The sequence below is a fragment of the Enterococcus raffinosus genome (assembly GCF_001886185.1).
GTDB classification, from domain to species: domain Bacteria; phylum Bacillota; class Bacilli; order Lactobacillales; family Enterococcaceae; genus Enterococcus_A; species Enterococcus_A raffinosus.
In genome coordinates this window covers 1-12,715 of the sequence record NZ_JXLA01000016.1, presented here as the reverse complement: position 1 = coordinate 12,715, position 12,715 = coordinate 1, and the positions used below count along the sequence as shown (strand labels likewise).

Annotated in this window: 13 protein-coding genes; 11 read left to right on the top strand and 2 right to left on the bottom strand. The window is 39.8% G+C overall.

Going from position 1 to position 12,715, the window contains the following annotated elements:
- The first annotated feature begins 47 nt into the window (after positions 1 to 47).
- The 5 genes from RV13_RS10110 (at position 48) to RV13_RS10090 (ending at position 3,909) form a co-directional block, all read left to right on the top strand.
- Positions 48 to 527, top strand: a complete 480-nt coding sequence (locus RV13_RS10110; RefSeq protein ID WP_060789324.1) for a cysteine hydrolase family protein — start codon at positions 48 to 50, stop codon at positions 525 to 527.
- Between the two features lie 6 nt (positions 528 to 533).
- Entirely contained in the window at positions 534 to 1,133 is a 600-nt protein-coding gene (locus RV13_RS10105; RefSeq protein WP_010743843.1) for a short chain dehydrogenase, read from the top strand.
- Positions 1,134 to 1,272: 139 nt separating this feature from the next.
- Positions 1,273 to 2,187: an AraC family transcriptional regulator gene (locus tag RV13_RS10100; protein ID WP_010743842.1), complete on the top strand. Its 915-nt coding sequence runs from the start codon at positions 1,273 to 1,275 to the stop codon at positions 2,185 to 2,187.
- Entirely contained in the window at positions 2,180 to 3,118 is a 939-nt protein-coding gene (locus RV13_RS10095) for a glycosyltransferase family 2 protein (protein ID WP_010743841.1), read from the top strand. The genes RV13_RS10100 and RV13_RS10095 overlap by 8 nt, the downstream gene beginning before the upstream one ends.
- Positions 3,115 to 3,909 (top strand): Cof-type HAD-IIB family hydrolase, encoded by a 795-nt coding sequence (locus RV13_RS10090; RefSeq protein ID WP_010743840.1) that lies wholly within the window; start codon positions 3,115 to 3,117, stop codon positions 3,907 to 3,909. Before RV13_RS10095 ends, RV13_RS10090 begins: the two co-directional genes overlap by 4 nt.
- 42 nt (positions 3,910 to 3,951) lie before the next feature.
- On the opposite strand, the gene RV13_RS10085 is transcribed toward RV13_RS10090, so the two are convergent.
- Positions 3,952 to 6,045: an LTA synthase family protein gene (locus tag RV13_RS10085; protein ID WP_010743839.1), complete on the bottom strand. Its 2,094-nt coding sequence runs from the start codon at positions 6,043 to 6,045 to the stop codon at positions 3,952 to 3,954.
- A 193-nt stretch (positions 6,046 to 6,238) separates the two neighbouring features.
- Positions 6,239 to 6,982 (bottom strand): epoxyqueuosine reductase QueH, encoded by a 744-nt coding sequence (locus RV13_RS10080; protein ID WP_010743838.1) that lies wholly within the window; start codon positions 6,980 to 6,982, stop codon positions 6,239 to 6,241.
- Between the two features lie 260 nt (positions 6,983 to 7,242).
- Between RV13_RS10080 and RV13_RS10075 the strand changes: the two genes are divergently transcribed.
- The 6 genes from RV13_RS10075 to RV13_RS10050 all read left to right on the top strand — a co-directional run bounded on the left by RV13_RS10075 (position 7,243) and on the right by RV13_RS10050 (position 12,606).
- A complete protein-coding gene (locus RV13_RS10075) occupies positions 7,243 to 7,974 on the top strand; it encodes a GntR family transcriptional regulator, LSA1692 subfamily (protein WP_010743837.1) in 732 nt (243 codons plus the stop codon).
- Positions 7,975 to 8,010: 36 nt separating this feature from the next.
- Positions 8,011 to 9,312, top strand: coding sequence for a M20 family metallopeptidase (locus RV13_RS10070; RefSeq protein WP_010743836.1), 1,302 nt, complete (start codon positions 8,011 to 8,013; stop codon positions 9,310 to 9,312).
- A 162-nt stretch (positions 9,313 to 9,474) separates the two neighbouring features.
- Complete coding sequence (locus RV13_RS10065) at positions 9,475 to 10,428, top strand: glycosylasparaginase (RefSeq protein ID WP_010743835.1); 954 nt, start codon at positions 9,475 to 9,477, stop codon at positions 10,426 to 10,428.
- A gap of 22 nt (positions 10,429 to 10,450) precedes the next feature.
- Positions 10,451 to 10,780: a PTS sugar transporter subunit IIB gene (locus tag RV13_RS10060; protein ID WP_010743834.1), complete on the top strand. Its 330-nt coding sequence runs from the start codon at positions 10,451 to 10,453 to the stop codon at positions 10,778 to 10,780.
- Positions 10,781 to 10,806: 26 nt separating this feature from the next.
- Complete coding sequence (celB, locus tag RV13_RS10055) at positions 10,807 to 12,162, top strand: PTS cellobiose transporter subunit IIC (protein ID WP_010743833.1); 1,356 nt, start codon at positions 10,807 to 10,809, stop codon at positions 12,160 to 12,162.
- 120 nt (positions 12,163 to 12,282) lie between these two features.
- The gene (locus tag RV13_RS10050; RefSeq protein ID WP_010743832.1) at positions 12,283 to 12,606 is read left to right on the top strand and encodes a PTS lactose/cellobiose transporter subunit IIA; all 324 of its coding nucleotides are present in this window, start codon (positions 12,283 to 12,285) and stop codon (positions 12,604 to 12,606) included.
- Positions 12,607 to 12,715 lie beyond the last annotated feature (109 nt).

Below are 12,715 nucleotides of genomic sequence, written 5' to 3'. Positions count from 1 at the left end.
TTTGCATTATAATTAGATAAAGATGAAAGGGGAAAGGTTGGAGGTACATGTCAAAAAGTGCATTATTGGTAGTAGACGTTCAGACGGGAACTACAGCGCCATTGATTGGAAAAGAGCCGTTTTTGAAAAACGTGAATGCGGTAATTGATCAGTTTCATAAAAAACGTTTGCCTGTGGTTCTGATTAAGAAGGCAGGTTATGGAGAGTTATCACCAAAACTGCATCAAGAAGCCTGTGATTTAGTAGTAACGAAAGTCCAAATGAACACTTTCAAGGCAGCAGAGTTTAAGACGCTAATGGAGGAAAATGATTTCGAAAATTTCGTTGTGGTTGGTTTGATGAGCAATGCGTGTGTTCAAGCGACCTGTAAAGGAGCTTTGGCAGAAGGCTTTCCTGTGACATTGATCGAGGATGCCCATGACTCTGTACTAAAGCCTATACGGAATATTTGGAATAAAAAGCTGAAAAACGCTGGTGTAATGACGATGACCACAAAAGAATATATTGAAAAGCTAAAAAAGGAGTGACAAATTGTGCGGATTTTAGTAGTCGGTGGTAAAGGAACAATCGGACAAGCAATTGTGAAGAAATTAAAGGTCAATCACGAACTCATCCTTGCGGGGAGAACAAGTGGGGATGTGCAGGTAGATTTGACATCGGTGGACAGTATCGAAACAATGTTCAAAAAAGTGGGGCACGTTGATGCGATTGTCAATGCATCAGGAACCGCAAAATTTCAGCTGGTAGAAGAGATGACACCGGAGGACAATATGGTAGCTGTGCAAAGTAAATTACTTGGTCAGATTAACCTTGCATTGATTGGACAGAAATATTTGCGACGTGATGGGAGTATTACTCTTACAACGGGAATCATGAAGGACGATCCTATTCCTGGCGGTGCTTCGGCGGCGATGGCGAATGGCGGTGTCTTAGCTTTTGTAAAATCAGCAGCGATTGACTTTACTCAAGGGATTCGTATTAACTGTGTCAGTCCGAACGTTTTGGTGGAATCTTATGAAAAATACAAAGATTCTTTTAAAGGATTTGTGCCAATACCGGCAGAGCGTGTAGCAATGGCCTATGTTAAAAGCGTTGAAGGAAAACAAACGGGTCAAGAATATCAAGTATATTAATAAGACACTCACTTTCGCATGAGCGGAGGTGAGTTTTTTTGTAAATGTTATTGCTTTTTATGGAAAAATAGTTTCATATATTGTCTGATTATCCTATAATAGGAGTTAATACTATAAAAATAGTTTCGAAGGTGTTGCGATGTTAGCGAAAAAGCTTTACTTAGATAGTCATTTAAAGGAATTGATGGAGTTTCCAGATAATGCGTTTCCTTTTGGTATTTGGCAGGATGACTTTAATGAAACGGTAGGCCAAATGTTGAACTATCATTGGCATGAAACAATTGAGATGAATGTCCTGTTAAAGGGAACACTGGACTATCGTTTAGATGACCAATGCTTTCTCTTAAAAGAAGGAGATACCATGATTGTCTATTCAAATAGTTTACACGGAGCGGCTCTAAGTAAAAAGGAGACGACTGCTGAGATGCTGACCATTGTCTTTTCGCCAGATCTGCTGACAGGCGGCGGTGCAGGCACTATCTATCAAAAGTATTTTCAATCATTAAGTGAAAAAGGCTTTCTTGGAGAAAAATTTGAACACTCTGGAAAGATAGGACAAGAAATGTATAAACGACTCATCGATTTAGCAACTGTCGATGAAGGAGTGGGCTATGAGCTGAGAATTCTCTCCAAACTTAGTTCAATTTGGGAAAAACTATTCCTATATCTGCTGGAAAAAGACAAGACTCCACTGAACAAACGCCCGGAAAAATACGAGAAAGAAATAAAAGCGGTTATGAACTATATTCAGCAAAATTATATGAAGCGTGTGACGATTCAAACAATTTGTGAACACAGCAAGATTAGTCGTTCAGAATGTTTTCGGATTTTTGCTCGTTTTACCCAAAAGAAGCCCATGGAATATATCAATGATTATCGACTATCAATGGCTATCGGGTTGATGCTGAATACTAAGTGGACAGTCGAGCGAATCGCGCAAGAATGCGGGTTTAAAGATGCCAGCTATTTTGGCAAGCTGTTCAAGGCCCGTTTTAATCAAACACCTAAAAGCTATCGGACAACGCAAAGAAAAGAGGAACGATCGATTGGATAAGATTGCAGTATTGATCCCTTGCTACAATGAGGCACAGACCATTCAAGCAGTGATCGATGATTTTAAACAGGAGTTGCCAGAAGGGACAATCTATGTGTATGACAACAATTCCACTGACGATACCTATGAGATTGCCAAAGCGGCAAGTGTTAAAGTCAAGAGGGAAAGTCGGCAGGGAAAGGGAAACGTTGTTCGGACGATGTTTCGCGAAATAGAAGCAGAATGCTATTTGCTAGTAGATGGAGATGATACCTATCCCGCAAAAGATGCGCACCATTTGTGTCGTGAAGTCTTAGAGAATGGTGCGGATATGGTCATCGGTGATCGCTTATCTTCAACGTATTTTTTAGAGAATAAGCGACCATTTCATAATTCTGGGAATGTTGTGGTTCGTAACCTGATCAATTACTTTTTTAATGGGAACATCAAGGACATTTTAACGGGCTATCGAGCGCTGAGTCCCTTGTTTGCTAAAAGTATGCCGGTCTTGAGCAAAGGCTTTGAGATTGAAACGGAAATGAACATTCATGCCTTAGATAAAAACTTTGTGATCAAAAATATAGAAGTCGATTACCGTGATCGACCAGAAGGCAGCGATTCAAAATTGAACACGATCTCTGATGGGCTGCGAGTGATCAAAACAATCTTCCAACTATTCAAGGATTATCGTCCGCTAGTGTTTTTCAGTGTATTGGCAGTGATTTTAGCAGGATTGTCGATTATTTTAGGTATTCCTGTTTTTCTAGCTTATTTACGTACTGGGGTAGTAGAGCGAATGCCAACACTGATCACCGCAGGATTTTTGATGCTAGCTGCTTTACTGAATTTATCCTGTGGCTTCATTTTGGATACAGAGAATAAAAAAGCACGACAAAATTTTGAGCTGCAGTTGAATATTTTACAGCAGCTTATTAGAGGAGGAAATATATGATTAAGGCTGTAGCAGTAGACATGGACGGGACATTTTTAAATAGTCAAAATGACTATGATCGTCCGCGATTTGAAGCACTTTTTTCTCAGATGAAGGAGAAGGGGATTCGTTTCATTGTGGCTAGTGGAAATCAGTATTATCAGCTCCGCTCGTTTTTTAGCGGAGACCGAGGAATTACTTACGTTTCGGAAAATGGCGCATTGATCTTTAACGACCAAGGCCTACAATGGGAACGTCATTTCTCGAAGGAATTGACAGAAAAAATCATGACGTTCTTAGTAGAGGGCGCCCATGATTTAGAGTTTGTTGCGTGTGGGGTCAAGTCTTCTTATTTATTGGAAAGTGCCAGCGAAGAGTTCAAAAAATTTGCTAGAATTTATAGCTATCATTTAGAAGAGCTGGCGGATTTTGACGATCTTCCAGAAGATCCGATTGTAAAATTTGCCTTAGATGTGGAAGTTGAAAAGACGTATGAGATCGCCACTCATTTGAATGAAGCCTTTGGCGGAGAAATCACAGCCGTTACTAGCGGTCATGGCAGTATCGACATTATCATCCCTGGGGTGACGAAGGGACGAGCAATCAAAAGCTTACTAGATGAATGGGGAATCGAGCCCAACGAACTCGCGGCCTTTGGCGATGCGAACAATGATTTGGAGATGCTCGCCTTGACAGAGTACAGTTATGCTATGAAAGAATGTAGTCCAGAAGTTTTAGCGACAGCCAAACATCAAGCGCCGTCTCATAATGAATCTGGTGTTATGCAAGTGTTGGAAAAATTAATTCAATAAAAAGGAGTGAAAACAGCTATTTTTCGCTGTTTTCACTCCTTTTTATTTGTCTGCTTCTTCTGTATATTCCTTATACGATCGGGTATTATATAGTTCTTCTGTTGAATGCTGATTGTTGTGAGAATAAACGCTGGTAGATTTTTCTCCAAGCTCTTTTTCGATGTCTGTTAAGTCTTTTATCGAGTTCTTGTAATTAATGTCCTCTGTTTTTACAGGTTTGATCCCGCTGTCATAATAAAAGCGCAGCAAATCGCCATTATTGATTTGATCGGAGGTGGCTAATTGCTCATCTACTTTCTTCTTCACTTCTTTAGCCGATTCAACGATTTCAGGATGGCTAAAGTTTAGTAAATCTCCCGTCTGGTTATCGTAAACATCGCCTTTGTGATAGGAGTAATCTCTCGTAACGAAATTGCCATTGCGAAAGGCCACTACTTCGTCTCTGGTGGGCGAAAGTAAATCCTGCCCCAGCAGCATCAAATGATCGGACTCATAACCAATTAGGTTCAGAAGGGTTGGCAACACATCCACTTGTCCGCCATAGGTGTGATTGATCGTTCCTTTATCTTGACCAGGAATATGGATAATGAGGGGTACTTTTTGTGTTTGTATCGTATCAAAGGTGGTCCAATCCTCTTTGCCAAACAATTCTTTTGTATCCTTGATACGAGAATCTGAAATACCGTAATGATCGCCATATAAAACGATCATAGAATTTTCGTAGAGCCCACTTGCCTTTAGATAATCGAAAAATTCCTTGATGGCCGTATCTGTATAATTAGCTGTCGCGAAATAACCATCAATTGTTGAATCGCCAGTATTGACCTTTGGAAAACCGTTCTCAGCTTCCGGTAGTTCTGAAAAAGGATAGTGGTTTGAAACAGCCAAAAATTTTGCATAAAAAGGCTGCTGCAAATGCTCTAAATATTTTACCGATTGTTGGAAAAAGGGCTTATCATGCAACCCATATTGGAAAGAATTCTCATCGTCCAATTTGGAATAGCTGGCGTCGAAGAAATGCTGATAACCAAATTTTTTATAGGTTTCGTTTCGATTCCAGAAGTTTCCAGCGTTTCCGTGGAAAGCCGCTGTTGTATACCCCAATTTTTGATCAAGAAGTGCCGGAGCTGCATTAAAGGTATTTTTCCCGCCTAATTGTGAAAAAAGCGAGCCTTGATTCAGTCCGAATAAAGAGTTTTCCAACAAGGTCTCCGCATCACTGGTTTTTCCTGCGCTCACCTGATGGTAGAAATTATCGAAGCTAAAGGAATTGTTGCTGTGGTACAAGCTATTTACGAAGGGCATCACCTCATGTTCGTCCCCATTTTCGTCCTTTAGTTTGTAATCGATCAAGAACTGATGGGCGCTTTCCAAGTGTACATAGATGATATTTTTCCCTTTTGCAAGGCCAAAGGTTTCTTCATTCTTTTCTTTAGGCTGCTGCCTCAGCTTGTCTGCTATAATCGCCATATCATTTGGACTGGCTTGCGCACGGATTTGGGAAACTTGATAGGTCTTAATCCCGTCATAAACGGTGTAAGCGTTGATTCCTAGATATTTCACTAAATAATCTCTAGAAAAGGTTCGTGTCAGTAGTCCAGGTCGGCTTGTTTCCGCTAAAGCAATGTTTCCTAATAGAAACAGCAGTGAAGCAATCGTAGTCATAAAAGCAAACTTTCCACGTACCGGACGGGTGTCCAGCGGAATCTTTTTTAGAAGTAGGGCGGCCAATACAGCAATACAATCTAGAAAATAAAGAATATCATGTGGTCTAAATAGCCGAATCGCACTTTCACCCAGTCCACTTGCGACTTTTCCAGCGCCTAATATCGTATCGATGGTAAGAAAATCAGTGAACTCCTGATAATAGACGACGTTCGCAAAAAGTAAAACGCTTAATAATAAGTAAATCAGATAGCCTGTAACATAAGCAGCTCTTGTTCTTCGGATAAACAAAAAAATCGATAAAAAGAGCATTGTTGTCGCTATCGGATTGATTAATAGAATAAATATTTGTAAAGCATTATCCAACCGCAAATCAAAATCAATAAAGTAAGCGAATACGCTTTTTCCCCATAACAGCAATGTCAATAGTAGAAAGAAGCCGAAGCGTGCATTCATTTTAGCTTTAAACATACAGAAACCTCTCTTAATCAGCTTTGTAATTAGTTTATTGTACCGAAGATGGGGTGGCTATGTAAAGGCTATCATAAATGCGACTTGCTAAATTTATAAAAAAGCAATAGTGGATGGCGAAACAACAAATTATTTCCATCTTTTGAATTCTTTGCAGAAAAAAGAACGATAGGTTTTTTCTATCGTTCTTAGCCTATGCTTCTGTGGGTTGCTGTTGATGCTCCTTGACGAAGGCTTTTGCTTCTCTATTGATTGTTTTGAGGTCGCAGCCCTGTTGCTTTGCGGCAAAAACACAGCCGCAGTAGCATTGACGATACACATCGTATTCCTTACACATTTCAATAGAGCGTTGATAGCCAGAATTCTTCTTAAAATCACTAGGCAGATAATGTGTATTGTAGATTTTTTGAATATCCATGCCGATTTGATTGATTAATTGACTATTTTTTTTCGGAGAGATCGTCAGAGCGCTACCGAAGTAATCATATCCTCGTTCTAATGCTTCTTTTGCTGCTAAATCGAGGCGCATATTGAAACATGCAGTACAGCGTTTGCCGCCTTCAGGTTCATCAGTTAGATTGTTTTGCTGCATAAATTGAATAAAGTCGTTTGGCTTATAATCATCAATAATCAGCTCCACATGATTGCCTGTCGCCGCGTTAAAATCATTGATAAATTTTTCTTGGACGAGCACGCGTCGTTGGTATTCACTCTCTGGATGAATGTTTGAGTTGGAAAAGAAAATAGTTACATCTGCATGCTGAGTTAAAAATTCTAGTGTGTATGTGCTGCAAGGCGCGCAACAAGAATGAATCAGAATACGTGGACGAACCTTCTCTTTTTCCCACGCATGAATCATTTTGTGAAGCACTCTATCATAATTTATTTTTTGATTGCTCATTTTTTCAACGATTTCCGTTGCATCAATTGTATTCATAAAATCACCTGAAGGTATTATAAGGGAAATGTCGTTAGAAGGAAAGCGGTGATAGGTAGTCCACTATCTTAAAACAAGCTAGATTAAACGTTAAAAGTCTCTTAGATGATTGAATTTTATCCATTATCAGTATAGTATATACTAGAAGGTATATACCGAATAGACTCCTGAGAAGATTAGCCTAGCCAAGGCATGAAAGAATCAGTATAGTGAAAATGATGATTAAAAACGAAATACATAAAGCGAATGAAGGAGAAAGTATGGAAGAGAAAAAATCAACAAAGGCAAAATTTGATCAAGTCTCCGCCGAAATTGAAAAACGCATTCACGAGGGTGTGTATGTCAGTTCGCAGAAATTGCCTTCTGAATATGATTTGGCAAAGGAATTTGACTGCAGTCGATTAACGATACGTAAGGCGATTGATGATTTAATCACTAAGAATATTTTAGTGAAACGACGAGGCAAAGGCAGCTATGTGATGTCACAGCCAAAAATTCAAAGCGGACGCTCCGGGCTGCAAGGCTTTACTGAAGCAGCGAAAGCTTATGGAAAAACCAGCAGCACAGAAGTGATCTCTTTCCAGCAAGTTACCGAACCATCAGAAGAGATATTGAATGCCTTGCAATTAGAAGAAGATCAGCCAATTTATGAACTTGTTCGGCGGCGAATTCTAGATAATGAACCAATGACGGTGGAAAAAATTTATTTATCCGAATATTATGTCAAGGGCTTAACCAAGGAGGACTTCATCGGCTCCCTATTCCAGCTATTAGAAGAAAAAACTGAGATTGCTTATTCCCATCAAGAAGTAGAAGCGATTTTAGTACGGCCAGAGTTATCAAAACTTTTGGATGTCCCGATGGGTGATCCGTTGTTACAGGTTTATTCCGTGACCTATGCGTTAGATGCGACACCAATATTTTATGATATTTCATACTATCGATCAGATCGCTATGTATTTAAAACAACGCTGACTCGATACAACCACTAAACAAATACATTGTTGATAGAAACGAGGAGACTTCTCATGACCATTGATTTTAGAAGAGTGATTGAAGAAAATAAAGAGCAGTTTTATCAGGATCTTGATCAGGTGATGCGAGTGGAGAGTGTGAAAGGGGAATCTGCAGAACACGCACCATTCGGTCAGGGACCAAAAGTAGCTTTAGAAACGGTTATGGCATTGGCCGAGACCTATGGTTTTAAGACCGCAATCGTCAATAATGCTGTTGGGTATGCGCAATGGGGGGAAGATAAAGACTATATTGGTGTCGTAGGACACTTGGATGTTGTTCCTGCTGGGGAAGGCTGGACCTTTCCCCCCTTCAAATTGAGCAAAAAGGATCAGCGTTTTTATGGTCGCGGCATTTTAGACAATAAGGGCCCGATTTTATCCTGTTTGTTTGGATTGAAATTATTAAAGGATATGGATTTGCCAGTAAAAAAAACCATTCGAATTGTCTTTGGAACCAATGAAGAAAGCGGCAGTTCGGATATCCCGCTTTATCTAAGTGAGGAACCAGCACCAGTGTTTGGTTTTACACCAGACTGTAAATATCCAGTGGTTTATGGCGAACGTGGGATTGTAAATTATGAGATTTTAACCCCATTTGCTGAGGAAATGCTGGAGCATATAGGAGAATTTGTCGGGGACCAAGCAAGAGATCATGTGCCCGATGACTTATCGGTGAGGATCGACGGGGAAGTGGTTCGTGTTACAGGGAAAAGAGCTCCATCGAATGCGCCAGAGCTTGGGATGAATGCCATTACGTTATTAGCAGAAAAAATCAATCAGGAAAGACGACTTTCAGGAAAACTGCAAGAATACTTTTTATGGCTAGAAAAAAGTTTGGCGAACAAGCATTATGGGGAAGGACTTGGTATTGATTTTTCGGATACAGACAGTGGGAAATTAATGGTCACTCCTTATGAGCTGCTCAAAAAGGGAAATCAGTTATCTCTTTCATTAGCCATTCGCTATCCAGTTTCTGTGACAGAAGCAGAGGTAACGAAAGCACTAGAAAAACATCTTCCACCTAAGAGTCAACTATCAGTGGTTCGCCGCATTCAAAGCAGTCATTTTCCCAAAAATGATCCGAACGTTCATGCTTTGTCAAAGATTTATGAAGACGTTACAAAGCTAGATGGGACGCCAGTAACAACTACAGGAGCCACTTACGCACGTTTTGTACCCAATATCGTCGCATTTGGGCCGTCATTTCCTGGACAAAAGGGGATTGCCCACAATCAAGATGAATATATGGATGAAGAAGATTTATTGCTGAATATGGAAATCTATATGCGTGCCATGTTAAAACTAATTGAATAAAACCAATGAGACCTGACATGAATTGTCAGGTCTTTTTTCATGGCGTGATACTTTCTGGGAACAAAATAAAAAAATTTTAAATTTAGTATATACAAAACAGTATATACTATTTATAATGAGGTCAGATTTTTAAATGTAAACGGTAACGAGAGGGGCATGAAGATGGCGTGGGGAGCGATTGCCACATGGCGTATGGCGCACGATGGCGTAGTTGAAGCAATGCGATTATTAGAAAACAAAGCAAATGCAGGAGATGCTGTGGAGGCTTTGATCAAAACAGTGGAGGATTATCCCTATTATAAATCAGTTGGATTTGGAGGGCTGCCAAATGCGGAAGGTATCCTAGAAATGGATGCAGCCTTTATGAATGGAGACACGTTTGAAATTGGTGCGGTGGCGGGCATCACAGATGTAAAAAATCCAATTTCTGTCGCACGAAAATTGAGCAAGGATAAATTTAATAGCTTTCGCGTAGGTGAAGGGGCAACGAAATATTCAATGCTGGAGGGGTTTGAAAGAAAAAGTATGCTGACGGAACGTGCTCATAAAATATGGGAGAAGCGTTTGAAAGAAATTCAGGAAAACAATTTGAACCCTTACGACGGTCACGATACAGTCGGAGCTATTACATTAGATCAAATGGGCACCATGACTGCGGGAACCTCTAGCTCGGGACTCTTCATGAAAAAACCAGGGCGTGTAGGAGATTCACCTTTATCTGGTTCTGGTTTTTATGTGGATAGTGAAATTGGCGGCGCGGCCGCAACAGGTTTAGGAGAAGATTTAATGAAGGGCTGCTTATCCTATGAGATCGTTCGATTGATGGGAGAAGGGTTAAAGCCACAGGCTGCCTGTGATCAAGCGGTTTATGAATTCCATGATAAATTAACGGCGCGTTATGGAAAAGCTGGCGCCTTCTCATTGATTGCGATGAACAAAGAAGGCGAATGGGGTGTAGCGACGAATGTTGAATTCACCTTTAGCGTTGGAAATGATCACGAAGAACCGCAAATTTTTATCGCTAATATGGGGGCAGAGCATACTACTATTATTGAGCCAATTACACAAGATTGGCTAGATGCTTATGAAAAACGGATTAAGGCACCAATTGTATAAAAATTTTAGGAGAGTGAATACTATGAGTAAAAAACAAATTTATCTATTTTGTGATGCAGGAATGTCCACAAGTATTATGGTCAATAAAATGATGGAGGTTGTAAATAAGCATAACATGCCTCTTCAAATCACTGCTTTTCCGGTCGCACGGTCACAAGAAGTTGTTGAAAAGGAAAAACCTGTGGCTATTCTTTTAGGTCCACAAGTAAAATTTCTATTGGAAAAAACCAAAGAGCAATTCGCACCATTAGGAATCCCCGTCGCAGTAATCGCTCCAGAGATTTACGGTATGATGGATGGCGAAAAAGCGATGAAAGAAGTTTTGAAATTAATTAAACAAAATAAAAAATAGTACTTGATTGATTGGAGGAAAAAAAGATGCAGAAGTTTTTAAACTGGTTGGAAAGAGTTTTGACCCCATTAGCTAAAATTATCGGGGAAAATAAATATTTGATTGCGATTCGTGACGGATTTTTGATTTCCACGCCATTATTAATTGTTGGTTCTTTTTTCTTATTACTGGCAAACTTTCCAATTCCTAATTGGAGCAACATCATTACTCCAATTTTAGGAAGCAACTGGGAATCGTTGATGTCTGTTCCTGCGTCAGCCAGTTTTGATGTCATGACGATTTTAGCTGTCGTTGGAATTGCCTATAGCTTGGGACGTCAATTGGACATTGATGCGATACAATCCGGCGCGTTAGCCCTAGTATCCTTCTTCATTTTGACCCCTTTTACAACCCAATTTACGCCTGAAAACAGCACGCAGGTTTTTGATGTTACTAGCTTACCGCTAAAATGGATGGGTTCAAGTGGTTTATTTTTGGGGATGATTATTGCTTTAGTATCTACACGAATTTTTGCAGCAGTTATTCATCGCGGCTGGACGATCAAAATGCCTGAAGGGGTACCACCAACCGTAGTAAAATCCTTTGAAGCATTAATTCCGAGTTTTGTGGTTGTGACGATTATGTTTGTGATCAACTGGCTAGTTTCATTGACTCCAATGGGGAATTTGCAGGATGTCATCTTTAAGTTTTTACAAACGCCTTTACTAAGTTTAGGAAACACTTTAGGCGCCATGATTATTGCTTATCTGTTTTTACATTTCTTCTGGTTCTTTGGTATCAATGGAAGCAGCGTGGTAGGTGCGGTATTTAATCCCGTTTTACGTGCGCTGTCAGTTGAAAACATGCAAGCCTTTAAAGATGGACACCCAATTCCAAATATCATCACAGGACAATTTCAAGATATGTTCGCAACGTTTGGCGGTGGCGGCTCCACCTTATCATTGATTATTGTGATGGTCATCTTCTGTAAGAGCCAGCGAGTAAAAAAATTGTCTCAATTATCACTAGTACCAAGTATTTTCGGAATCAATGAACCGATTATCTTTGGATTGCCGATTGTCTTGAATCCGATTCTTCTGATTCCTTTTGCACTTGTTCCTACTATTAATATAATTATTTCTTACTTCGCAATGGATTGGGGAATCGTTCCTTATACAAACGGGATTCAGCTACCATGGACGACACCGCCGATTATTTCTGGCTTCTTAGTTAGTGGCTGGCAGGCGACTGTCTTGCAGGCATTACTGATTGTTTTGGGTATGGCAATTTATTATCCCTTCATTAAAGTATTAGACGATCAATATTTACGAGAAGAAAAAGAAGCAGAAGAACTTGATGCAGAAGAAATCGACTTTGATACGTTTGATTTTGACGAAATCTAAGATAATCGAAAAGCTTGGAGAAAAGTATGCTAGTAACTTGTAACGAACAAAGCACCATGAAAAGATAGTAAAAAGTCAGTAGGACGGATTTATTTTTACATGTAGAAGGGATTTTTGACAATGAATGACGAGCAACTACAAATAGTGATGGGCTTAATCATGAATGCAGGAAATGCAAAGGGGGAGGCAGTTGCAGCATTAGCCGCCGCAAAGAGCAATGATTTTACTGAGGCGGAAAAACGAATGACTGCTGCAAATGAAGCATTGGTAGAGGCGCACAACACTCAGACAGGTTTATTGACTGCCGAAGCCAGCGGGAACAATGCCGAAGTCACATTACTAATGGTGCATAGTCAAGACCATTTAATGAATGCTATCTCTTATATCGGATTAACACAAGAATTAATCGATGTTTATAAGCGATTAGCCGAATCAGATAAATAGTCTTTCAAGAAGATAACTTAAAAAAAGTATATGCCTAATTAAAAAGCGTTCGATCAAATACGATCGAGCGCTTTTAATAATCATTTAATGACTTTAGTCAGTTTCGTTC